Annotated in this window: 22 protein-coding genes; 9 read left to right on the top strand and 13 right to left on the bottom strand. The window is 38.8% G+C overall.

The window, feature by feature from the left end; translation table 11 throughout:
• Positions 1-26 precede the first annotated feature (26 nt).
• The 3 genes from AC1M9M_RS07795 to acnD all read right to left on the bottom strand — a co-directional run bounded on the left by AC1M9M_RS07795 (position 27) and on the right by acnD (position 4,833).
• The gene (locus AC1M9M_RS07795; protein WP_481596060.1) at positions 27-878 is read right to left on the bottom strand and encodes a DUF4435 domain-containing protein; all 852 of its coding nucleotides are present in this window, start codon (positions 876-878) and stop codon (positions 27-29) included.
• Positions 871-2,127 (bottom strand): AAA family ATPase, encoded by a 1,257-nt coding sequence (locus tag AC1M9M_RS07790; protein WP_481596059.1) that lies wholly within the window; start codon positions 2,125-2,127, stop codon positions 871-873. Before AC1M9M_RS07790 ends, AC1M9M_RS07795 begins: the two co-directional genes overlap by 8 nt.
• 87 nt (positions 2,128-2,214) lie before the next feature.
• Positions 2,215-4,833, bottom strand: a complete 2,619-nt coding sequence (gene acnD / locus AC1M9M_RS07785; RefSeq protein WP_481596058.1) for a Fe/S-dependent 2-methylisocitrate dehydratase AcnD — start codon at positions 4,831-4,833, stop codon at positions 2,215-2,217.
• Between the two features lie 272 nt (positions 4,834-5,105).
• Here acnD and ygfZ point away from each other — a divergent pair, with 272 nt between their 5' ends.
• Positions 5,106-5,828 carry a CAF17-like 4Fe-4S cluster assembly/insertion protein YgfZ gene (gene ygfZ / locus AC1M9M_RS07780; protein WP_481596057.1) on the top strand — a complete coding sequence of 241 codons (723 nt, stop codon included), beginning with the start codon at positions 5,106-5,108 and terminating at the stop codon, positions 5,826-5,828.
• 38 nt (positions 5,829-5,866) lie between these two features.
• Here the strand turns inward: ygfZ and AC1M9M_RS07775 are convergent, their stop codons facing one another.
• The 3 genes from AC1M9M_RS07775 to AC1M9M_RS07765 form a co-directional block, all read right to left on the bottom strand.
• Positions 5,867-7,048 (bottom strand): MFS transporter, encoded by a 1,182-nt coding sequence (locus AC1M9M_RS07775; protein ID WP_481596056.1) that lies wholly within the window; start codon positions 7,046-7,048, stop codon positions 5,867-5,869.
• A 27-nt stretch (positions 7,049-7,075) separates the two neighbouring features.
• Positions 7,076-7,639, bottom strand: coding sequence for a TetR/AcrR family transcriptional regulator (locus tag AC1M9M_RS07770; protein ID WP_092767505.1), 564 nt, complete (start codon positions 7,637-7,639; stop codon positions 7,076-7,078).
• 167 nt (positions 7,640-7,806) lie between these two features.
• A complete protein-coding gene (locus tag AC1M9M_RS07765; RefSeq protein ID WP_092767507.1) occupies positions 7,807-8,052 on the bottom strand; it encodes a hypothetical protein in 246 nt (81 codons plus the stop codon).
• Between the two features lie 290 nt (positions 8,053-8,342).
• Between AC1M9M_RS07765 and AC1M9M_RS07760 the strand changes: the two genes are divergently transcribed.
• Positions 8,343-9,143, top strand: coding sequence for a tetratricopeptide repeat protein (locus AC1M9M_RS07760; RefSeq protein WP_481596055.1), 801 nt, complete (start codon positions 8,343-8,345; stop codon positions 9,141-9,143).
• A gap of 108 nt (positions 9,144-9,251) precedes the next feature.
• Here the strand turns inward: AC1M9M_RS07760 and AC1M9M_RS07755 are convergent, their stop codons facing one another.
• Together AC1M9M_RS07755 and AC1M9M_RS07750 are read right to left on the bottom strand one after the other, a co-directional pair.
• Positions 9,252-10,175: an AEC family transporter gene (locus AC1M9M_RS07755; RefSeq protein ID WP_481596054.1), complete on the bottom strand. Its 924-nt coding sequence runs from the start codon at positions 10,173-10,175 to the stop codon at positions 9,252-9,254.
• Between the two features lie 97 nt (positions 10,176-10,272).
• Positions 10,273-11,391, bottom strand: coding sequence for an NADH:flavin oxidoreductase/NADH oxidase (locus tag AC1M9M_RS07750; RefSeq protein WP_481589231.1), 1,119 nt, complete (start codon positions 11,389-11,391; stop codon positions 10,273-10,275).
• 247 nt (positions 11,392-11,638) lie between these two features.
• On the opposite strand from AC1M9M_RS07750, the gene mutM reads away from it, so the two are divergent.
• Together mutM and AC1M9M_RS07740 are read left to right on the top strand one after the other, a co-directional pair.
• The gene (gene mutM, locus AC1M9M_RS07745) at positions 11,639-12,493 is read left to right on the top strand and encodes a bifunctional DNA-formamidopyrimidine glycosylase/DNA-(apurinic or apyrimidinic site) lyase (RefSeq protein ID WP_481590539.1); all 855 of its coding nucleotides are present in this window, start codon (positions 11,639-11,641) and stop codon (positions 12,491-12,493) included.
• The gene (locus AC1M9M_RS07740) at positions 12,490-12,774 is read left to right on the top strand and encodes a peptidylprolyl isomerase (RefSeq protein ID WP_481596053.1); all 285 of its coding nucleotides are present in this window, start codon (positions 12,490-12,492) and stop codon (positions 12,772-12,774) included. Before mutM ends, AC1M9M_RS07740 begins: the two co-directional genes overlap by 4 nt.
• 170 nt (positions 12,775-12,944) lie before the next feature.
• On the opposite strand, the gene mscL is transcribed toward AC1M9M_RS07740, so the two are convergent.
• A complete protein-coding gene (mscL, locus tag AC1M9M_RS07735; RefSeq protein ID WP_035270698.1) occupies positions 12,945-13,379 on the bottom strand; it encodes a large conductance mechanosensitive channel protein MscL in 435 nt (144 codons plus the stop codon).
• 234 nt (positions 13,380-13,613) lie between these two features.
• Positions 13,614-15,446, bottom strand: a complete 1,833-nt coding sequence (gene typA, locus AC1M9M_RS07730; protein WP_035270590.1) for a translational GTPase TypA — start codon at positions 15,444-15,446, stop codon at positions 13,614-13,616.
• A gap of 178 nt (positions 15,447-15,624) precedes the next feature.
• On the opposite strand from typA, the gene AC1M9M_RS07725 reads away from it, so the two are divergent.
• From AC1M9M_RS07725 to AC1M9M_RS07715, 3 genes are all read left to right on the top strand, one after another.
• Complete coding sequence (locus tag AC1M9M_RS07725; protein WP_035270592.1) at positions 15,625-16,989, top strand: uracil-xanthine permease family protein; 1,365 nt, start codon at positions 15,625-15,627, stop codon at positions 16,987-16,989.
• 61 nt (positions 16,990-17,050) lie between these two features.
• Positions 17,051-18,076 (top strand): methyltransferase, encoded by a 1,026-nt coding sequence (locus AC1M9M_RS07720; protein ID WP_481596052.1) that lies wholly within the window; start codon positions 17,051-17,053, stop codon positions 18,074-18,076.
• Positions 18,077-18,086: 10 nt separating this feature from the next.
• On the top strand, positions 18,087-19,541 hold the full coding sequence (locus tag AC1M9M_RS07715; protein WP_481596051.1) for an amino acid permease: 1,455 nt from the start codon (positions 18,087-18,089) through the stop codon (positions 19,539-19,541).
• 54 nt (positions 19,542-19,595) lie between these two features.
• On the opposite strand, the gene AC1M9M_RS07710 is transcribed toward AC1M9M_RS07715, so the two are convergent.
• Positions 19,596-20,054: an OmpA family protein gene (locus AC1M9M_RS07710; protein ID WP_481593554.1), complete on the bottom strand. Its 459-nt coding sequence runs from the start codon at positions 20,052-20,054 to the stop codon at positions 19,596-19,598.
• A gap of 109 nt (positions 20,055-20,163) precedes the next feature.
• Complete coding sequence (gene omp38 / locus AC1M9M_RS07705; protein WP_481596050.1) at positions 20,164-21,213, bottom strand: outer membrane protein Omp38; 1,050 nt, start codon at positions 21,211-21,213, stop codon at positions 20,164-20,166.
• A 372-nt stretch (positions 21,214-21,585) separates the two neighbouring features.
• On the opposite strand from omp38, the gene AC1M9M_RS07700 reads away from it, so the two are divergent.
• A complete protein-coding gene (locus AC1M9M_RS07700) occupies positions 21,586-22,116 on the top strand; it encodes a GspH/FimT family pseudopilin (RefSeq protein ID WP_481596049.1) in 531 nt (176 codons plus the stop codon).
• A gap of 101 nt (positions 22,117-22,217) precedes the next feature.
• Positions 22,218-23,393: a thiolase family protein gene (locus tag AC1M9M_RS07695; protein WP_481596048.1), complete on the top strand. Its 1,176-nt coding sequence runs from the start codon at positions 22,218-22,220 to the stop codon at positions 23,391-23,393.
• 164 nt (positions 23,394-23,557) lie between these two features.
• Here the strand turns inward: AC1M9M_RS07695 and AC1M9M_RS07690 are convergent, their stop codons facing one another.
• Positions 23,558-24,544, bottom strand: coding sequence for a diaminopimelate dehydrogenase (locus tag AC1M9M_RS07690; protein WP_481596047.1), 987 nt, complete (start codon positions 24,542-24,544; stop codon positions 23,558-23,560).
• Positions 24,545-24,874: the final 330 nt, after the last annotated feature.

Genomic DNA, 24,874 nt, shown 5'->3' with positions numbered 1-24,874 from the left:
AAGTAAAATAATACTTCTAATCATATCTATGAAACTAGTGCAAATTGTTTACTATAATAATCATAATGTGAATGACTGTTATTAAAACAGCATTCAAATGCACTCATCAATAAAGCTAAAAAAGTCTCACTAGAACATTGAATTTTATCTTTATTTGTTGAAGGCTTCAATTTTGCACTTTTAAGTGTCACAAACCTATGGGCAGCCGAAAAATAAAAATGTCCATTCAGAATATCTAAATGATCTTCACACAATATTTTGAGTCTTGTTGACAAATCTTTTAACTCTTTGTCAGAGATAGCTAAATTTATCTTATTCAAGTAGTCATTTATTTTTTCTGAGCAAAGTAAAAAAGAGCTTTTTGAAACCATAAATCGATCTGCATTTGAGGGAATCACACAAACTCCTTTTCTATGGATTTCATTATATATTCCCAATAATATTAGATTCTCTACTAAAATATTAGTTCTTGAAAGCCATTCCTTAAAGTCATCTTTATTAATTTTTGAATCAGGTAATAAACATAATTTTTTAACTACATAAAATAGGGTGCTTTTATTTATTAAAGTATTTTCAATAGAATATCCAGCAGTTGTTAATATATTCTCATATTTTTTATCTTCATCGAAAAAGCTACTATAATCCAAATCCTTTGCAACAATAAATTCAGCAGATTCATACTTAATCTTATCAATATAAAGTTGAAGATTTTCTTTCCCCCCTACCTCTTCAATATATATATCCAAATTTGTAAATTTGTTAAATAGAAACTCCCAAAAAGGAACATCATCTTGACCTTCAACATAAACCACTTTATCGACTTGATGAAAAACATTGAGTATATTAAGAGCTCCTAGCGAATAATCTAAACTAGCCACTAATCAATTTCTCCATATCAAAAATTGACTCTTTATATCTAGAAGCAACTTCTGGAGAGTGAGTAGCAACAATTATTTGAGCATTTGAATTTATTTCCCTAATTGCTGGAATAATCTGACGTTGCCATGCAATATGTAAAGATAGCTCTGGTTCATCAGCCATAAATATATGTTTATTTCCTTTTTGTAATAATGCCTCAATCATTAAAATAATTAACTGTTTTTCTCCAGAAGAAAGCTTCGAATGTTCTATAGCTCCTAGACTATTTTCAATAACTAACCTTCCAGACAAAAAACTAAATTTTTTATCAGGTATAAAGTTGTGTATTATTCTTAAGAATAAATTAATTTGAGAATATATTAACTGCGTTTTATCTTTCGCAGATAATGATAGTTCAATAATTTTTCTAGTTTTTCTTAATGCTTCTAAAGATTTAATATCAATCTGCTTTTCGGGTTTATTACTTTTAATTTCACTCATTGTCTCAGCAATACTAGAAACATGAAATTTAATCTTCTTTTTAATCGTAGAATCGAAAGAACTCAGTTGTTCATAAGCTGTTATCAAACTCTCTTGTTCAGCTTCTTTATCAAAGGATAAATTTAAGGCTTTTTGTCTTGCATCTTCTTCACTATATAAAATTGATGCTAGAACATTTTTCTGCAAATCTTTGGCAACTATTTGTGCTTCTTCAGCTAATGCTAACTGGAATTCGGTCAATCCTGCCATAGCCTGTGATAACCGATAGTCAACAGGAGACAAAAATACTGCCCCATGTCTATCTCTAACTTCATATTCATCATCATTTCTCAATCTATATACTGATAATGACGAAACAGATGTTAAAGCAAACATTTCGTTACGAACATCCATAGATTCCTCTGATATTCGTCTTTTTTGCATTAATGAAATTCTACGATCATCTAAATTAATCAGTCTAAATTTATATTTTTTATTTGAAATTTGGTATTCAATGATTGGGAAATTAAAATGTTCATCTTCTATTTTTCTAACAACTATTGTTTTAATCTTTTTATCTTCATTTTTTAACAATATCTTTGCTGAGACAAAATCATTCCCTACTAAACCTACAGGATCTACTGTCAGAATAGCATGAAGAATATTCATAAACGTAGTTTTACCAGTTCCATTTCTACCAATAATTATGTTTACATCTTCATTAAACTCACACCCTACATCAAACCTGTGCCAAAAGTTTTCGATGTCTACACGCTCAATTTTATACATATTATTATTCCACTAGAATTTTTATGAATATCCCCGCTTTAAAGCGGGGCATTATTACTCATTTTAATTATTGATCAGCCTAAAATATCAGGCTACATTCCCTTCTAAGAAATCCTGTGCAAAGCGTTGTAACACCCCACCCGCTTCATATACAGAAACCTCTTCTTCGGTATCCAAACGACACGTTACAGGCACTTCAATCGTTTGATTTTTACCATCCGCCGTTGAGCGCTCAATAACTAAAGTCAAAGTCGAACGAGGCGCAATATTCCCAATCACGCTATACAGCTCTGTACCATCCAAACCTAAGGTTTTACGATCAGTTCCTGCCTTAAACTCAAGCGGTAACACCCCCATACCGACCAAGTTGGTACGGTGGATACGCTCAAAACCTTCAGCTACAATGGCTTCAACCCCTGCAAGGCGTACACCTTTCGCAGCCCAGTCACGGCTAGAACCTTGACCGTAATCTTTACCTGCAACAATGATCAAAGGCTGTTTACGGTTCATGTAGGTTTCAATGGCTTCCCACATACGCATCACTTCGCCTTCAGGCTCTACACGCGCTTTAGAACCTTGCTTAATCGTACCGTCCGAACGCACTACCATTTCGTTATACAATTTCGGATTGGCAAAGGTCGCACGTTGTGCCGTTAAGTGGTCCCCACGGTGCGTTGCATATGAGTTAAAGTCTTCCTCAGGAACGCCCATTTTATGTAGATATTCACCTGCTGCCGAATCCATCATAATCGCATTCGATGGTGATAAATGGTCTGTGGTGATGTTGTCACCTAAAATCGCAAGCGGACGCATATTGGCTAAAGTGCGTGGTGCAGCAAGTGCGCCCTCCCAATACGGCGGACGGCGAATATAGGTACTTTGCGGACGCCAGTCATACAATGGGCTTGCCGCTTGAACCTTCTCACCCAAATCAAACATTGGGATATACACTTTCTTAAATTGCTCAGGTTTAACCGCAACTTTCACCAATGCATCAATTTCTTCATCAGATGGCCAAATGTCTTTGAGGTAAATTGGGTTGCCATCTTTATCATGACCTAAAGCATCCGTTTCGATGTCAAAACGAATCGTCCCTGCAATCGCATATGCAACTACGAGCGGAGGCGATGCCAAGAATGCTTGTTTTGCATAAGGATGGATACGACCATCAAAGTTACGGTTACCTGATAAAACAGCCGTTGCGTAGAGGTCACGGTCGATAATTTCTTGTTGGATTTTTGGATCTAACGCACCTGACATCCCGTTACATGTGGTACATGCATACGCCACGATACCAAAACCGAGTTTTTCTAAATCACCGAGTACACCTGCTTCTTCTAAATACAATGCTGCGGCTTTAGAACCCGGTGCAAAAGATGATTTCACCCACGGTTTACGCACTAAGCCTAACTCGTTTGCTTTACGTGCCAATAAACCTGCTGCAACCGTATTACGTGGGTTAGATGTATTGGTACATGATGTAATTGCCGCAATGATGATTGCACCATCAGGCATTAAGCCTTCTGCTTCTTGCGCACGCGCTGCTTCTAAATTGCCTGCAATACCTTTGGCTTTTAAATCACTTGTTGATACACGCGCATGTGGATTAGATGGCCCTGCAATGTTACGAGTGACTGTAGATAAATCAAAACGGAGTACACGTGGGTACTCGGCTTTAGTCATATCACTTGCCCACAGACCAATTTCTTTGGCGTAGGTTTCTACAAGCTTCACTTGCTCAGGCTCACGACCTGTAAGCGTTAAATAATCAACGGTGTTTTGGTCGATATAGAACATCGCAGCCGTTGCACCATATTCAGGGGTCATATTCGAGATCGTTGCACGGTCACCAATCGACATGGTGTCTGCACCTTCACCAAAGAACTCTAAATAAGCACCGACGACTCGCTCTTTACGCAAGAACTCTGTTAAAGCCAATACGATATCAGTTGCAGTAATACCCGGCTTACGCTGACCAACAAGCTCTACACCAATAATGTCAGGTAAACGCATCCAAGATGCACGACCAAGCATCACGTTTTCAGCTTCTAAGCCACCGACACCAATTGAAATCACACCCAAAGCATCGGTATGCGGTGTATGAGAGTCTGTTCCCACACACGTATCAGGGAAAGCCACGCCACCACGGTTTTGAATCACTGGAGACATTTTCTCCAAGTTGATTTGGTGCATGATGCCGTTACCCGCAGGGATTACATCTACATTTTCAAATGCAGTTTTTGTCCACTCAATAAAATGGAAACGGTCTTCGTTACGACGGTCTTCCACCGCACGATTTTTCTCAAATGCATCAGGATCAAAACCACCGTACTCGACTGCGAGTGAGTGATCGACAATCAACTGAGTTGGTACTACAGGATTGACTTTAGATGGGTCTCCACCTTGATCGGCAATCGCATCACGCAAACCTGCAAGGTCCACCAATGCTGTTTGACCTAAAATATCGTGGCAGACCACACGTGCTGGATACCAAGGGAAATCGTGGTCTTGTTTGTTAAAGATTAATTCTTTAAGAGACTGCTCTAAAATTGTAGGGTCGCAACGGCGTACCAATTGCTCTGCAAGCACTTTAGAAGTATATGGGAGTTTTGCGTATGCGCCTGGCTGAATATCTTCAACGGCTTGACGCACATCATAATATTCGAGCTGGGTACCTTGCAGTGGTTTACGGTAGTTGTTATTCATCGCGTTCCTGCCTTGCCTTGAGCATCTTTTTTCTAAACTTTCTAAACATTTTGTTGTTGATGAGACTTCATCATTTGTGATGGCATAGTACACTGCTGAAAGCCCATTTCCCAAATCTTATATATTTCATACACTTAGGTACAAAAAATAGGGGTTTTGAAATATTTTGTTTCAAATAACACATTTAAATTAGCAGTTATGTGCTTTTTTTTGAAAAATAGTGGAAAATTGGGATAATTCTTTAGTATTAGATTCAGATTCGAGCATAGAAAATGAACAATTTATCTTTCTCCTCATTTACGCTTAATGGCGTGGATGCTCAAAAATTTTTACAAGGTCAAGTGACGTTGCATGTTGAACGCCTTGAGGAAAATATCACGCGCTACACAGCAATTTGTGATTTAAAAGGTCGAATTCACTTTGGTTTATGGCTAACAAAGCTGAATCCTGAAAGCTTCGTCATTGTAACCACTCAAGATCAAGCTGAAGAATTTTCCAAACACATTAAAAAATTCGGTGCTTTTTCCAAAATTAAACTTGAAGAAGCTAGTCAGGTCTATCCTACGCTTCAAGGTGACACCACAACGTTCTCAGCAGAAGTAACAGATATTGCCGCTTGGCAAGTTCAGGCCATTCAACATGGTCAAGCTTACATTGATCAAGCCATTGAACACGTGTTCCAACCCCAAGAACTTCGTTTACATCAACGCGAAGGCGTTCACTACGACAAGGGTTGTTACTTGGGTCAGGAAGTGATTGCACGTTTATGGTTTAAAGCTAAACCGAAAGCGTGGTTACATTTAATTCAGGGTACAGGTGCTGTACCTGCAGAAGCTGAACAACTCGATAAAAGTGTACAAATCGTTAATAGTGTGGCATTTGAAAACGGTTATATCGCTTTGGTGGTGGCACGCCCTGAAGCATTAGAAGAGTTAGACGTGACTGTTTTAGATTTGCCTGAGTATTTAAATGGTGATGTGGCTAGACCACAGTAAAATAATCTAAAAAAACCTCCATTTAGGAGGTTTTTTTATTAACTAATAGGCTGAGGATTTGGAACATATTTCCGGTAAATGATCAGGTTTAATATGACCAATACCGCACAACACAAGTACATAAATTCAAAGCTCCATTGTGCGATAACTAATCCCATTACAACTGAACCAACTGCCAGACCAATATCAAAACAAATAAAGAATGTTGATATTGCATGCCCCATCCGTTGTTTATCTACAGTTTGAATGGTGAGCGTTTGCAAACAAGGAAATACTGAACCATATCCAATTCCAATAAAAATTGCAGATAACCACAACATCCACTGATTATTGACTAGTGTTACGACCACAAGTCCAATCGCAAAAAATATAAAAGAAGGAACGATAACAGCACGCGGACCTTGACGATCATAAATTTTACCAACCCAAGGTCTTACAATTAACATCGAAACCGCAAACAATATAAAAAATACACTGGTATACGCCAGCAGCTGTTTGCTCTCACTGTAAACCGTAATAAAACTGGTAATACTCGAGTAAGCAAAAGCTGTAAGTAAAGCAACACCACTTACAGCAAAAACTTTAGGCTCAAGAAAATCATCTAGCTTAAAACCTTTTTTATTCATTTTATTTTGCTGAGGTATCTGATTCGCTGGAATATTTAATAGCCAGCTAAAAATTAGACCTAAACTGATGAGCACCGCGAGAGCACCGAATAAAATTTGGAAGCTATAAAATTGAATCATGGTAAGCGCAATTAATGGTCCAAATACCACACCTAGGTTAGTGGACATCACATAATAACCCATGCCTTCACCTTTACGATGCTCAGGAATAAAGTCATTCGCGACTGGAACAGCCACAGTGGTCAACACACTAAACCATATCCCATGTAAAAATCGTATAAGCAACAATGACCACATGTTATCAATGAATAAATAAGCAAATGCAAAGACCGCAAAAAACGTGCTCGATCCACGCATAGTGAGTCGCTTACCCATTTTTTGAATGATCATGCCTGAAAATGGTCGTACTGCTATTGATGAGGCGAGAAAAAGCGTTAACGCTAATCCTGCTTCTTCAACTGATCCCGCTAAATCCTTCACAATGTAAATCGGAAGGACAGCCAACATGGCAAAGTAGTAAATAAAAACAAATAAATTATTTAATACACACAAGATAAATGAACGATTCCAAAGTCGTTCGGTGGTTACACTCATGAAAATCTACTCTTGTCGCATTAATGTTTAGGCGTGAGGACGTAATGGATCTAAACTCAGTTTGACCAATTGACGGATATAGTGCTCATCAGGCAAATGATTAAAAAAAATAATTTGGTAATGAATAGGACCATACAGTCGATCAAGTACCAAATCATAGTGATCATGTTCAATCAGCTCCCCCGCCTCAATCGCCTGTTGGATCAGTTGGTGCAGTTGAACTCGTTTAGGTAATAAATATTGCTTGAAGAATGTTGCAGCCAATTCACGATGATTCGCCATAACCACCAACATCGCTCGTCCCACTGGATGATCTAAAGCCTTAGCCAAACGAAGCAATTGTTGATTAAGATTTTGTTCAAGGTCGAGCTCTGGCTCAAACTCAAAAATTGAGAGTGTGAGCTCTTTAAAGGTGTCCAGAACCAATTCAGATTTATGTGACCACCATCGATAAATAGTCGACTTTCCCACCCCAGCACGTGAAGCAATGTCTTCTACTGTCAGTTGGTGATATTCCACTTCATTCAAAGCCTGTTTGACTGAAGCTAAAATACATGATCGGCGTCGTGCACTTTTGTCATCGACTGTCATGAAATCCTCACAAATAAAACGATACGTTTCGTATCGTTTTATAATAGAGTTTTTTTATTGATAAAGATATGAAAATAAGACCAAGGCGTTAGATGGAATAGAGTTTAACTGTCAATCGATTGAGAGATGACTCTTAAAAAACTCCTATATCGCTAGGAGGTTTTTTTCTAAAAGCCATGAAATAATTTATTCATATCCTTCACCACATAATCTTTAAAATGAAATGCTCTCGCGTGTTTAGCATCAAACTTTACGGTTAAATCACCTTTTTGGAATACATACACTCGATTCTCCTGACTCACCAAATACTGCTCGCCAAGTTTTAATAAGAGCGCATCTATCTTTTGTTCATCTGGGATTGAATCATCTTGAAAAACTTTATCGTAATTACGTTTAATGCCTTTTATAAACATCGTTGAACACCTCATTGCACAATGCGTATTTAAGCAAAACCATCGAAGAACTACTAGTGGATTAAAATTTTGGTTAAATCCATATATTCAAGGCTGAACAACATAAATCCAGTGTCGTTTATATGCTTATACTGCAATACACACACTTTATTCACAAAGCGAAGCTAAATTTGAAGGATGTATACATATTCTATATTTACATTCACATAATTCGGACTATGATGCAATGGTGTAAAACTCTATTTACATCAAATAAATAGGGTTGCTTTTAAGATAGGTATAAAACAATTATGAAAAAAATATTATGTGGTGCTTTACTCGCTGTTGCCACCTCATTTAGCTTCGCTGCCGCACCAGTCGATCCTGTATTCAGCAAAGTACAGGAACTGATTCAAGCAAAGAATTACAATGCGGCCTACCAAGAACTTGAACGCTTATCAAAAGCAGGGAATCCTCAAGCGACTTATAACTTGGCATATCTCACTCAAGCTGGTCAAGGAACCAAACAAGACAACAAAAAAGCAGTACAACTTTATGAACAAGCTGGCACTGCAGGCTATCCTTTAGCCAATTATGTATTGGCGCAAAACTATGCCACTGGCGGCTTGGGGCTGACCAAAAATGAAAAAAAATCTCGTGAATACCTAGACAAAGCTGCGGCTCAAGGTTTTGAAGATGCGATTGTTGAATCTGCGGTTCTGCTGTTCTCTGAAGGCAAAGAACAATCTGATAAGCTCGCGTTACAAAAACTTGATCCTTTAATTAAGAAAGGAAGTTATCCAGCCATTCATGCTCGTGCTTTATACGATATTTCATTAGGCTTCAAAACTAAAACTGAAGCGCCTGTGAAAAAAGGTTTAGCGAGCATTCAAGATTTAGGTAAAAAAGGATACATCCCTGCGCTTATGGCCATTGGTAATATGTTCGTAAACGGGAATATCGTTCCGCAAAACCTACCTGAAGCAAAAAAAATATTTAGTGCTTTAGCAGATGAAAATATTCCTCAAGCCAAGGAAAATCTAGCGATCGTGAACAAACTGATTGCTGAGAAGGCAAACAAACCTGCAGCAAATACGAAAGCTAAATCTTAAGCATTAATTTAAATTTTAAACCGATGCTCAAATACAAAAACCCTATCGCAAGATAGGGTTTTCTTATATGAAAAGGATATTTATGATTACATTCTAAGTTTTATTCAATTACCACCATAAAATAATTAATCCAGCAGTCACAATAAATCCAATGACTGTACTCATCAATAAAGGTGTAATTGCACGATCATTGAGTCCATATGCTTGTCCCAGCATTCCAAATAATGCAGGTGTAGGTAAAGCTGCAATCAATGTCCCTACATACACGATATCCATTGGTGCTTGAGCAATAAATCGTAGAGTCAAATACATGAGTATTGGAAAAATAAAGTTGGATGATAGAACAATATAGAGACTCTGCTGGTTGACATATTTTAAGGTTAAACCTGCGACGCTCCCGCCAATCACAAATAACGCCAAAGGAGATGCCGTCTGACCAATCATTAAGAAAACTTGATCTATATAATGCGGCAGTTTAACCTGAAAAATAGCGCACACAATTCCGATTACCACACCAATAAACAATGGATTTTTACATAGGTTTATAAAGTTATTTTTTAATGTATTGAGTAGTGCTTGCTGATTTTGAGCTTGCAATCCCGCAATAAATAAAGCTGCTGGAACAAGAAAAACACTTTCGATAATTACAATTAAAGAAGTAAAAGCAAGCGCAATATGACCAATCAATAGACTTAAAATGGCCGTACCAAGTAGTCCAGTATTAGACATTGACGCTCCAATTGAGAGAATGGCAGCATCACTTAAATTGTTTTTAAAATGCTTTACCAAAATCCATAAAGCGATTGCAAATACAAAGGCAGTCACCACACTATAACTGTAAAAAAGTTCAGGTTGCCATATTGCATCAAGATCTTTTGATGAAAGCGCTTGTAAAAATAGAGCAGGTAAAGCGACTCGAATGACGAATGTACCAACAATAGAGACTTGTTCCTTGCTAAGTAAATTCAGTTTAACCGAGGCATATCCCGAAAAAAGCAGTAAAAAAATCGGAATAATGACCGATAAAACCATGACTTAGCATCCCTAGCTATTGTATGAGTTAGTCAAATTATCATACAACAGCCGTAATTACCCAGGATGACTTTTTAAGTATACCTTTATGCCTATTTTATCTATCAGCATATGGCTTAAATAATGATTTCACATCATGCGGTTGGCATCGTAAATATTGCGGACTAATTTCAACCTCTGCTTTTAATTGAGCAGCAGCATGCCATGGCCATCTTGGATTAAATAGTATTGCCCTTGCGAGCCCGATTGCATCAGCTTTGCCTTGTTGTAAGACATCTTCCGCCTGTTGAGGTTCAGTGATCAGCCCAACAGCAATCACTGGAATGTCTACGTGTTTCTTGATTGCTTCCGCAAATGGAACTTGGTAATTAGGACCAATCTGAATATTTTGATCGACATGTAATCCACCAGATGATGCATGGATATAAACTGCACCAAGTTTTTCCAATGCCTTTGATAACCCAATTGAGTCATCAATATTCCATCCCTTTTCTTGCTCCATCCAGTCTGTTGCAGACAAACGAACACCGATTGGATAGTTGTCTGGAACAGCATTTTTGATCGCCTGAAAAACCTCTAAAGTTAGACGAATGCGATTCTCAAAACTTCCTCCATATTCATCTGTTCTTCGATTAGATAAAGGGGACATAAATTGATGTAATAGATAACCATGAGCCGCGTGGACTTCGATGAGATCAAAACCTGCATCTACAGATCTGACTGCTGCAGTTGCAAAGTCATCGATAATTTTTTTGATTTCCTCGATACTTAATTCATGAGGAGCCTGATCATCTGGATTAAATGGTAAATCACTTGCAGATACCGTTTGCCAGCCATGTTCATGATTCGATGAGAATTGACCACGTCCCAACCATGGTTTATCAGTTGAAGCTTTACGTCCCGCGTGCGCTAACTGAATGGCGATTGGCGTTGGAGCAATCGATTTTACCTTATCAATCAATGCTTTTAATTGTGCACGTTGTAAATCATTCCATAACCCTAAATCTGCAAAACTGATACGACCTACAGCTTGTACCGCAGTTGCTTCAATAATATATAATCCAGCTCCCGACAATGCATAACTCGCCCATTGTTGTTCATGCCAAAAACTATGCTCCCCTGCTTCATTCGCAGAATACTGACACATGGGAGCAATAATAATTCTATTTTTGAGTGATAAATTTCCGAATTGAATTGGCTCAAATAATTTTGCCACACTGAATCTCCCTGATTTTAAATTGATTTATTTGTAGCAGTGTACAACGCATTTACGTGATAAATCATCTAAGTTCATTTCATCATTGAATGCTTTAAAAAACATTTTAAAACTTAACCATGAAGGCACTAGATGGATTGTGTATCATATTCTGTTCAAGCGTAATATCTTGTAGTTCACTCGATGCTGCTTGCAATATCCTCATTTAACCCAATATTTTTCTACTCGCCCATTTAACAGAGTTTCCATGCCTGAATTACCTGAAGTTGAAACCACGAAAACCAGCTTGCTCCCTTTGCTGAATCAAAAAGTACTTTCTGTTCAAGTCAATAATTCAAGTCTGAGATGGCCTATACCAAATGATGTAAATCAATTGGTCGGTCAACGACTGATAGGGCTAACACGTCGATCCAAATATATTTTGGCACAATTTGAAAATGTGACCATGTTATGGCACTTGGGAATGTCTGGAAGCTTTCGTTTGAGTGATTCACGTGATGCGTTGAGAAAGCATGATCATTTCATCATTCAATTCGATGATATCCAATTACGCTACCATGATCCTCGTCGTTTTGGTTGCATTTTATGGCTGGATGATCATGCTCAATCCAAACTTTTAGATACGCTTGGACCTGAACCTTTAAGTGAATCTTTCAATGCTGACTATCTAGAGCAGAAATTTAAAAATAAGAGTGTTGCAGTCAAAGTTGCAATTATGGATAACCACATTGTTGTGGGTGTTGGAAATATTTACGCAACTGAAAGTCTGTTTAATTTGGGCATTCATCCTGCACAACCCGCCTCTAGTCTTACACGGCCACAAATTGAAAAATTTGTCATTGAAATAAAACGAATCCTTAAACAAGCAATTGATTTAGGCGGATCTACTTTACGTGATTACACCAATGCCATGGGCGAAAATGGCTACTTTCAACAAACGCTATTGGCTTATGGGCGCGCTGGTGAAATGTGCATCAACTGTGAAACAACTTTAGAAAATATTAAGCTCGGGCAACGTGCTTCTGTTTTTTGCCCTGAGTGTCAACCGCTTAAGCGACCTCAAGCCTCAAAGAATCCTGTATCAAAGGTAAAATCCAAATGAAATCAGCAATTGTTCGGCATATTTTAGTCAAAGATCAAGACCTGTGTATCCAACTTAAACAAAAGCTTAAAGACGGTGCTGATTTTGCTAAAATTGCTAAGCAACACTCAACTTGTCCCTCAGGAAAAAAAGGAGGGGAATTAGGTGAGGTTAAGAAAGGACAATTGGTTGGTCCTATCGATAAGGCAGTTTTTAGTTTGGCTGAACGTGAATTACATGGACCAATTAAGAGTCAATTCGGCTGGCATTTACTCGAAATTAAATTTCGTATGGATTTTTAAACTTCCTGGATTTCCCTCTCCTTTTAGGAGATGAGAAGCATCGCTTCGCAAGAAAGAGCTAAGAATCAATCCCTCCCAGCCTCCCTTTGACAAAGGGGGATTTCGGGCGATTTAAAAAACGATGAGATATAAAAAACGGCGCATTTAGCGCCGTTTTCGTTGTAAAAGCATTAACCTTTACGTTTTAATTCGTCACGAATTTCACGAAGTAATTCGATATCTTCTGGAGTAGCTTCAGGTGCTGGAGCTTCCTCCTCTTGCTTACGACGCATTTTATTCATCAATTTCACTAACCAGAATACCACCCATGCAAGCAGGATGAAGTTGATGAGAATCGTCAAGAAATTACCGTAAGCCAAAACATTTAAACCCGCTTCTTGAGCGGCAGCAAGCGTTGTAAGGTTATTTGGATTATCTCCTAATACAACAAACCAGTTTGAATAATCAACATCACCGCCTAAGATCCAACTGATAATTGGCATGATGACATCTTTCACCATTGAATCGATGATTTTACCAAACGCCCCACCAATGATCACACCGACCGCCAGATCCATTACATTGCCTTTCACGGCAAATTCTTTAAACTCTTTAATAATGCTCATTTTTTCTCCAAAATTTTTCTATGCATTAATGTGACATAATATACATTATTCTTAATGATATTTCCGTCTAAACTCGTTGGTTTTCCACCAAAATCATAAGTATCTCTGTTTAAATAAACAAGATCTTGTCCAAATCAACTACAACAATTCAACAACTTTTATTTCATATCTTAAATGATGTAGTCAAGATATAAAAAAAACCGCTCTTTTGAGCGGTTTTTTTATTTAAATCAATTAAGATTTATTACGTTTACGTTCGTTTTCAGTCAACCAACGCTTACGAATACGAATTGATTTAGGTGTAACTTCAACAAGCTCATCATCTTGAATAAATTCAAGTGCTTGTTCTAACGTATACTCAATCGCAGGAACAAGTGTTAATGCATCATCAGTACCTGATGCACGAACGTTTGTTAATTGTTTCGCTTTAGTTGGGTTTACAACCATATCGTCAGAACGAGAGTTAATACCAATGATCATACCTTCGTAAACTTCTAACTGAGGTTTAGCGAATAGACGACCACGGTCTTGTAAACTGAACAATGCATAGCCCAAGCATGTACCTTGAACCATAGAAATCAACACACCGTTTTGACGTTTTGCAACAGAACCTTGTTTCATTGGTCCATAGTGCGAGAAACTTGAGGTCATGATACCAGTACCTGAAGTCATGGTCATGAATTCTGAACGGAAACCAATCAAGCCACGTGAAGGTACAGTTGCTTCAATACGAATACGACCTTTACCGTCGACTTCCATATTGGTCATTTCACCTTTACGGTTACCCATTTGTTCCATCACAGCACCTTGATGCTGTTCTTCTACGTCAAATGTTACGTTTTCGTATGGCTCTTGCATTTCGCCGTCAATCTCTTTCAAGATTACTTGCGGACGAGATACACCCATCTCGAAGCCTTCACGACGCATGTTTTCGATCAATACCGAAAGGTGAAGTTCACCACGGCCCGACACTTTAAAACGGTCAGGACTGTCAGTATCTTCTACACGAAGTGCTACGTTGTGAATCAATTCGCGGTCAAGACGTTCACGGATGTTACGTGAGGTCACAAACTTACCTTCTTTACCGGCGAATGGTGAGTTGTTAACTTGGAATGTCATCGATACTGTAGGCTCATCTACAGAAAGCGGTGGCAATGCTTCAACATGTTTAGGATCACAAATCGTGTCAGAGATATGAAGTTCGTCCATACCTGTTACACATACGATGTCACCTGCAGAAGCAGATTCAACGTCGATACGCTCTAAACCATGGTAACCCATGATTTTTAAGATACGACCGTTACGTGTTTTACCATCTTTGTCGATTACCGTTACAGGTGTGTTCAATTTCACTGAACCACGTTGGATACGACCAACACCAATAACACCAACGAAGCTGTTATAGTCAAGTGAAGACACTTGCATTTGGAATGGACCATCAACATCCACTGCTGGCGGCTCAACGATGTCTACGATTGTTTGGAACAACGGAGTCATGTCTTCAGCCAGTTCTTCTGGTGAAGGACCTGCTACACCACGAAGACCAGAAGCATAAACCACAGGGAAGTCTAACTGTTCGTCAGTACCACCAAGGTTATCGAATAAATCGAATACTTGATCGATTACCCAGTCAGGACGCGCATTAGGCTTGTCAACTTTGTTGATAATTACGATTGGTTTCAAACCACGTGCGAACGCTTTTTGCGTTACGAAACGAGTTTGTGGCATTGGACCTTCTTGTGAGTCTACCAAAAGAAGTACACAGTCAACCATCGACATTACACGTTCAACTTCACCACCGAAGTCGGCGTGTCCCGGGGTATCCACGATGTTGATACGGTATTCAGTATCAGTACGTTTATCTAACCATTTGATTGCAGTATTTTTTGCAAGAATGGTAATACCACGTTCACTTTCAATAGCGCCTGAATCCATGACACGCTCGATCTCACCCGCGCGTTCACCCAAAGCACCTGATTGTTGTAAAAGTTTGTCGACAAGAGTCGTTTTACCATGGTCGACGTGTGCGATGATGGCAATATTACGGAGAGTTTTAATATCTGACATGTAAATTCGATACGCTTTAAATTTGAGGGCAAATTATACAGAAAAATCCTAAACTTTTATAGTGACTGTTTCTTTACAATTTCATTTTTTTTTGACGAATGGTTATGTTTCGGTTTTGTAAACCCATGTAACTCGATTAGAATGTCGGCACTTTCGCTTAATCTAGATGGTATAGACCATGTCTGCTCCCGACCAATCTCAAGAACCGAAACTCGATCTTGTTTATGGTTTAGACGATAAACCAAAACCGTTCATCGCTTTTCTTGCTGCCATTCAGCATTTACTTGCCATTATTGTTCCGATTGTTACTCCTGGTCTATTGATCTGTTTGGCTTTAGGTGTTTCTAAAGAAGATACAAACATGATCCTCTCCATGTCATTGGTGATTTCAGGTATTGCGACATTCTTACAAAGTAAAAAGGTTGGTCCTTTCGGTGCAGGCTTACTGATTGTTCAAGGTACAAGTTTTAACTTTATCGGTCCTATTATTGGGATTGGCTCAGCAATGGTTGCCGCAGGAACTCCAGTTGAAACTGTTATGGGTTCAATTTTTGGTGTCGTGATTGCAGGCTCATTCATTGAAATGGGCGTTTCACGCATATTACCATGGGTGAAAAAACTCATTACTCCACTTGTGACTGGTATTGTTGTACTTCTCATTGGCTTAACCTTGATTAAAGAAGGTTTAATCTCAATGGGTGGTGGTTACCAAGCGATGGGGAATAATACTTTTGCCAATACAGACAATCTCATTATGTCTTGTACTGTTTTGGCATTAATCATTCTCTTAAACCGCTTAAATGTTACATGGGTCAAGAGTAGTGCGATATTAATTGCACTGATCGTAGGTTATGCGTTAGCAGGCTTCATGGGCCATTTAGATTTTTCTGGCTTAGAAAATGCACCTTTGGTTCAAATCCCTACACCAATGCACTTTGGCTTAGACTTCTCTTGGAGTTTATTTATACCAATGGCATTTATTTATCTGGTTACTTCATTAGAGGCGATTGGTGATATCACCGCGACCTCTAAGTTGTCTAATCAGCCTGTTGATGGTCCGAAATGGATGGAGCGCATTAAAGGTGGTGTACTCGTCAACGGTGCAAACTCCTTACTCGCAGGCTTATTTAATACTTTCCCGAGTTCTGTTTTTGCTCAAAACAACGGAGTAATCCAATTAACTGGTGTCGCTAGTCGCCACGTGGGTATATGGATCGCTGCTCTATTAGTTATTTTGGGTTTACTACCAGCAGTGGCTGCCATCATCCAAGCTGTTCCTCAAGCTGTACTGGGGGGCGCTGTCATGGTGATGTTTGGGGCTGTTGCAGCATCAGGGATTAATATCCTTTCTGGTATTCAGCTTGACCGCCGTGCATTGCTTATTATTGCAATTTCACTTGCTCTTGGTTTAGGTGTTGCTCAAGTTCCACAGATTCTTGAACATATGCCTGAACTCATTCGTAATATATTTAGCTCTGGTGTAGCAACTGGCGGCATTGCAGCCTTGATCTTGAACTTCGTTCTACCTGAAGCAAAGAAATAATTTAGATTGAATCAAAGACTGCCCAGCATTGTCTGGGCTCTTTTATTCTGTGGAGAAATATATGGTTCCTCAAAGTGAAGTTGTTATTCGTCAACATAACTTTCTGAAAGGTCGAATATTATTAGTCAATGCACCAACTGATGACTTAAGCACTCAGCTCGATAAAAATATTCAGGCTTCAGTATGGACATGGAATTATAACGACTTTCTATTTTTCCAAAATCAAAATATTCCTGTTCATTTTGGGACGGATATGCCTGAAGCAGAATATGATCAAGTTATTGTTTTTGTGCCTAAAGCCAAAGAGCTTTTGAATTACTTACTACACAGTGTGGTATTAAAACTCGGTCTTGGTGCATCAATTTTTCTTGTCGGTGAAAAGAAAGGTGGCGTTGAACGAGCAGCAAAACAACTCGTTCCATTTGGCAAATGTGTCAAACTTGATAGCGCTCGTCATTGTCAAATGTGGCAATTAATTATCGATCAGACTCCTACGCCTCGAACTTTAGAAAATTGGGCTCAACAATATACAATTCCAACACCGAATGGCGAATTACAGATTTATGCTTTACCTGGTGTATTTAGTCAAAATAAACTTGATATTGGTACAGCTGTATTTCTCCCCTACCTCAATCGAGTGAGTTCAGGTAAAATCGCTGACTTCGGTTGTGGTGCTGGCATTATCAGTGCATATTTAGCCAAATTGAATCCCAAAAATCGTATTTTTGCGCTTGATGTGGATGCTTTTGCGCTCGCCTCCACCCGCCTAACATTTGAAAAAAATAATTTGTCACCAGAACAGCTCGAAATCAAAGCTGTGACTGGCATTGAAGATGCGCCACTATTTTTACATGCCATCGTCAGTAACCCTCCTTTCCATCAGGGTATATACACTGATTACAATGCGAGTGAGAATCTTTGTAAGACATCACGTCGCCATCTAAAATCTGGTGGTGAACTTTGGATCGTGGCAAATCGTTTTTTAAACTACCCAACTCTCATTGAGCAAAATTTTGGTCAATGTGAAACTTTGACTGATCAACAAGGCTTTAAAGTACTGTTTGCAAGTACTCAAAAGAAATCATAAGGAACTTTCGATGAGCGAAACCGGTCAACTTAAGCGAAAGCTTGGAGCACGCCATCTTAATATGATCGCCATTGGTGGTTCTATCGGTACAGGACTATTCCTAGCTTCGGGTGCAACAATTGCCAATGCTGGCCCTGGTGGTGCATTACTTGCCTATTGTTTAATTGGCGTAATGATTTACTTCCTCATGACCAGCTTAGGCGAACTCGCAACACATAATCCAACATCAGGTGCTTTCTTCACCTATGGCACCAAATATGTCGAAGGTGGATTTGGATTCGCACTAGGCTGGAACTATTGGTACAACTGGGCGATAACCGTCGCATTTGAACTTGTTGCAGTTCAATTCATCATGAAATTTTGGTTTCCTGATATCCCAGGTTTCTATTGGAGTGCCATTTTCCTTGCTATCGTTTTTGGTATTAATGCCTTAACAGTCAAAGGTTTTGGTGAGTCTGAGTTCTTTTTCTCACTCATTAAAGTTCTTGCCATCATTGCATTTATCATCATTGGAATTTTCATGATTGCCAAAATCATGATGACACCCAATGTTACAACTTTCGCAAATTGGTCAAAGGGAGAAGCGCCATTTGTAGGTGGTTTGTCGGCATTAATTGGTGTTGCGATGATCGCAGGATTCTCATTTCAAGGTACTGAAATGGTTGGTGTTGCCGCTGGTGAGTCGAAAGATCCGAAGAAAACCATTCCTATTGCGATTAAACAGATCTTCTGGCGTATTCTCTTATTCTATATCGTATGTATTTTTATTATCGGTACATTGATTGCGTATGATGATCCTCGTCTAATGCAAGCTGCTTCAGATGAGAATATTGCATTATCACCTTTTACTTTACTCTATGAACAAGCAGGCTTTGCTTTCGCTGCAAGTGTCATGAATGCGGTCATTCTTACGGCTATCCTTTCTGCCGGAAATTCAGGAATGTACTCTTCCACACGAATGCTGTTTGATATGGCAAAAAATGGAAGTGCACCCAAAGTTTTCTCCAAACTTGATGGTCGCGGTGTACCAATGAATGCACTTTATGCTACGACAGCAATCGCAGCACTATGCTTCTTGACGACATTTATTGGTGAAGAGGAAGTATTTAATTGGCTTCTGAATATGTCTGGTATGTGTGGCTTTATCGTATGGCTCGGTATCGCAATCTCTCATTACCGATTCAGGAAAGGCTATTTGGCTCAAGGATATAAGTTAGAAGATTTAGCATATCGTGCAAAATTTTTCCCTTTTGCACCGTGGTTCGCTTTTATTTTGTGTGCAATCGTTGTGTTAGGTCAAAATTATCAAGCCGTACTTGATGGGGAGTGGATCGCAGTAGTCTCCACATATATTGGGATCTTCTTATTCTTAGCAATATGGCTAGTTTATAAGTTCAAGTACAAAACCAAGTTGATTCAATATCAAGATATGGATGTAAAACCAATTCAAGTCGATCAAGACTAATAAAATAAAAAAACAGCTCAAATTGAGCTGTTTTTTTATTGTTAGATTATGATCTTATTGTATTTTTAAGGTTAAATTCACTCGACGATTCAATGCTCGACCCTCTTCTGTCGTGTTATCCGCAATTGGCTGATTTGGGCCATAGCCTTGTGTCGAAATCTGTTTAGGATCAACATTATATTGCATCACCAATTCATTACGCACAGCATTTGCTCGCTCAAGAGATACTTTTTGATTCGCTGATACTGACCCTCGATTATCTGTATGTCCATCCACTTGAAGTATAAAACTTTTATTCTGCGCCAATACTTTTGAAGCTACTGTTAAATAAGGTTGATATCGAACATCAATTTGACGGGAATTGTGATTAAAGTAGAGCGGTAAACCTTGTTTTAATTCATTTAATATCTTTTGATCCAAGTCTTGTACACCAGTAGTTGATTGCATCTTTGTCGTTGTGCAAGCCGTCAAAGTTAAAGCAATGCATAAGCTTGCTATTAAACTATATTTCATCTTTATTCTCATTGTGTTGTTCATTATATTTTGTGAAATATATCACATTATTTAAAAAAGAGTTAAAAAAAACAGCTCCGAAGAGCTGTTCTTAATAATCAATTAAAGATTATTGTGCTGCTTGAGGTTGAGCAACTACTGTACGGCTACCAGAAATCGTAGCGAATACACGACGGTTCATCGCACGACCTTCTTTAGTTGCGTTGTCAGCAATTGGTTGATCCCAAGCGAAACCTTGAGTCGCTAAACGAGAAGCGTCAATGTTGTATTCGCTTACAAGAGCAGATTTCACAGAGTTAGCACGAGCTAAAGATAAACGTTCGTTCAACGCACGTGGACCAGTATTATCAGTGTGACCTTCAATACGAGCAGTTGCATTTGGATATTCGTTTAATTTTTCAGCTACTTTAGCAATTTCAGGCTTGTACTGATCTTTGATGTTAGACTTGTTCGTATCGAAGAATACGCGAAGTTCCATGTTAAGATCTTCAGTCAACTCTTGTGGAGCTGGTTGAACTGGAGCTGGAGCTGGTTGAACTGGAGCAACTTCTACTACTTCAGCAGCAGGCTTCAAGTGACCGCCTAAAACTACGTTAAGACCAGCAAGTGCTGTGTAGTTCCAGAAATCTTCGTCGATGTTATAAGTTGCACGAGCTTCTGTACGAAGAGATAGAGCATCATTTAAGCGCCAGAAAGCACCTACACCTGCATTACCTAAAGTACCTTCGTCATCTTTAAGATTTACACCATCGTATTCATATTTGTAGTGACCAGCACCCAAAAGAACGTATGGCTTAATTTTGCTGTCATAGTTCTTAGTGATTAAATCAGAAGTAACATAGAAGTTACCATTGATTTGAGTTTGCTTGTACTCGCCAACATCATTACCAGTAATTGTGCCTTCGATATCACCTTTTACTTGGTTATATTCAGCTTCAAAACCCAACCATGGAGTAAGTTCAATACCTAACGCAGCACCAACGAATAAATCGTCTTGTAATTCGATAATGCTGTCAGATAAGTGATCAGCAGCACCGTTGTTGTGTTGAGTGTCTTGGAATGTGTAACCCACTAATAGTGGAGTAACAGTTACACCAGCATTAGCAGCAGCGAATGGAGCAGCAACAAGCATAGCAAGTGCGATACGACTCAATTTCATGGATATCCTCCAGAGATAACAATTGTTTTTCAAGCTCAGCCTAAAATAATTATGGCTTCCTGAGATAGGCTTTTTTATACCCCAGTATTTTTTTTAAGCTACTCATGTTGAATCATACAAACACTTAAAGTGAATTCCAAGTGTTTGATTACTTTAATCAAGTAAATTATTGACAAAATTACTTACAATTTCCGTTGTAATTCGGTAATTTTTTACTCAATTTATCCGCATGAATAACTTATCTTTTCATTTTTGGTATATTAACAGCATTCAAAGGTGATAGTAATCATTTTTTAGCACTTCAGCTTATAATATAACTTCACCAAGATTATCTATAAATTCAAATAATTAACAAATACTAGAAGCTTTAAAATGTATTCCTATTGTAAATCTCTTGCTTTTACCCTTTTAGAACTCATTTTCACGATCGTCATTATTAGTATTCTTGTGATGATAGCACTCCCTCATTATCATGAATTTCGTGAAAATCAAGAAAGGGCGCAAATTCTTAGCACGGTACGGCAAGCCATCAGCCAAGCTAAAGCCAATGCTGTAAGTTACCGAAGCCCTGTGATTATCTGTGCTTCTCAAGATTTAAAATCGTGTAAGAACAGTCAATGGCATAAAGGGTTTATCATCTTTCTAGATCAGAATCACAATCAACAATTCGATCCTCACGAAAAGCTTATTCAAGCAACTTCGACAGATTACCAATATGGTGATTTCAGTTGGAAAGGTGGTGTTACCAGCAAGAATACGATCACCTTCCAACCAGACTCTGGTTTACCACGTGGATCAATGGGACATTTTAAATACTGTGCACATTCAAATAAATCAAATCTAATCGTTAGACTTTCAATGATGGGACAGACTCGTCTTGAAGAAACTAAGACATGTGAATGACAACTTATCAGTCACATTTTACACACTATAGCCAATATTAATTGGCCTGATATTACATATACTCAAGCTGTAAAACAAAGCTAAATAAATTGGAGAGAATAATGACTGATATCGTCATCCTTAATGGTGCACGTACGGCAATGGGCGGCTTTCAGGGAAGTTTATCAAGTGTGACTGCACCAGAACTGGGTGCAGTGACCATTAAAGAGGCTATCTCACGCTCGGGTTTGCAGCCAGCAGACATTGAAGAAGTCATTATGGGTTGTGTTTTGCCTGCAGGTTTAAAACAAGGCCCTGCTCGCCAAGCCATGCGCAAAGCTGGACTACCTGACTCGACAGGTGCAGTGACAATCAATAAATTATGTGGGTCAGGCATGAAAGCTGTGATGCAAGCAGCTGATATGATTAAAGCTGGTTCAGCAAATTTTGTGGTTGCAGGCGGTATGGAGTCTATGACCAACGCTCCTTACGTCTTACCTAAAGCACGTGGTGGTTACCGCATGGGTCATGGTGAAATCAAAGATCATATGTTCTTCGATGGTTTAGAAGATGCTGAAACTGGTCGTTTGATGGGCTCATTTGCTCAAGATATGGCCAACACTAAAGGCTATACCCGTGAGCAAATGGATGACTTTGCAATACGTTCATTAAAGCGTGCTCAAACTGCGATTACTGAAGGCTACTTCAACGATGAAATCGTCCCTGTTACTGTGTCAACTCGTAAAGGAGATGTCGTTGTAGATAAAGATGAGCAACCTTTTAACGCAAACATCGATAAAATACCAACACTTCGCCCAGCTTTTGCTAAAGATGGTACGATCACTGCTGCCAATGCCAGCTCGATCTCTGATGGTGCTTCAGCCTTGGTTATCAGTTCATCTGAACAAGCACATACAAAGGGTTTAAATCCTTTAGCCAAAATTGTGGCATATGCCTCTAATTCACAACATCCCTCTGAGTTTACGATTGCACCAGTCGGTGCAATCCAAAAGGTTCTCGATAAAACAGGTTGGAATGTCGCAGAAGTCGACCTTTGGGAAATCAACGAAGCTTTTGCAATGGTCACAATGTGTCCTATTGATGAGTTCAAACTCGACCCTGAAAAAGTAAATATCAACGGCGGAGCATGTGCTTTAGGACATCCAGTAGGATCTACAGGTTCACGGATTATTTTAACGTTAATCCATGCACTTAAACGCACAGGTGGTCAACGTGGTATTGCTGCGCTTTGTATCGGTGGTGGCGAAGCAACTGCAGTGGCGATTGAGTTAATCTAAAGCATCTAAAGCCCCTATTTTTCAAAGAGGGGCTTGAGGGAGATTTAAATGATCAATCCTCCCCTAAACCCTTCTTGACTAAAGGAGGGGAAATAAAAAAGCCTCTACTTAGCTAGAGGCTTTTTTATAATCTCAATTCAAAGCATAGCTTTGAATTATTAGACTTAAAGAATTTCTTTACGTAGTTGCTCTGGAGATTTCATTGACAATAAGCCTGGTGCAACGTCAAATGCAGTTTTCGCGCCATATTGACCCATTTGATTCATGCGGTAGCATGCACGTGCATAAGCCACAAGTACACTTGCAGTAAACTCAGGATTGCTATCTAATTTCAACGAAAACTCCATTACTTGAGTCTGCTCTGCACTACTATTACCACTGCGAATGACAAATCCACCGTGGGGCATACGATTATGCTCGTTACGAAGCGTTTCTTCATCAATGAAGTTCACAGTCGTGTTGTACTCTGCAAAATAGTCTGGCATGGTCACAATCGCCTGCTTTACAGCTTCAGCGTCAGCACCATTTTCAAGCACAACATAACATTCACGAGTATGTTTTTCTTTAGTGGTTAATATAGGACGTGAACCACTACGAACTTTATCAATCGCATCTTGTGATGGAATAGTATATTGAATACCTGCTTTAACACCCGCCACACGGCGAATCGCATCTGAGTGACCTTGACTCAAACCCTTACCCCAGAAAGTATAGGTTTCACCATCTGGTAATAATGCCTCACCAAATAAACGATTAATTGAGAACATGCCTGGATCCCATCCAATCGAAATCATTGCCGTTTTTTTGTTAGCAAGTGCAGGCTCATTCACTGCTTCAAAAAACTCAGGAATACGTGCATGCGTATCAAAACTATCTACTGTGTTGAATTTACTTGCCAATTCTGGTGTTTGTTTTGGAAGATCATCTTTAGATCCACCACATAAGATCAACACATCAATTTTGTCTTGAAGGTCATTTAAGTCATCCATATGAAAAACTTTCGTGTCACTAAAGCAAGGAGACACTGATTCAGGTGCACGGCGTGTAAAAATTCCCACAAGCTCTAAATCTGGGTTCTTTTGAATTGACGTTTCAACGCCACGACCGAGGTTGCCATAACCGACAATACCAATACGAATCAAATTTTGCATAACAACTGCTTCACTATTTAAATGATGGCAAGATCACTAGACTGAGTACTAAACATATACCGCAAAACAGTCTGATTGAATGGAGAAAAACCCGCACCAAAAATGATCAAATGAATACTAACATACTACAATAAACTGCACTTTTTTGGAGCAAATTTATCATTTAAATCAGTGTTAATCGATCAATTGAATCATATAAAAAACCGCTGCACTAAAGGCTTTGTCGCTATATATTTCTGAATGAATTAAAAAAATCTGCTCTAAATAGACATATGATTAAACTTTGACCTTCTATGTGTCATTTTGAATAGCGCTTAGGCTGAACTATGA

It is taken from the genome of Acinetobacter sp. ANC_7503 (genome assembly GCF_056780035.1).
This window is presented reverse-complemented; position numbering and strand designations above follow the sequence as displayed.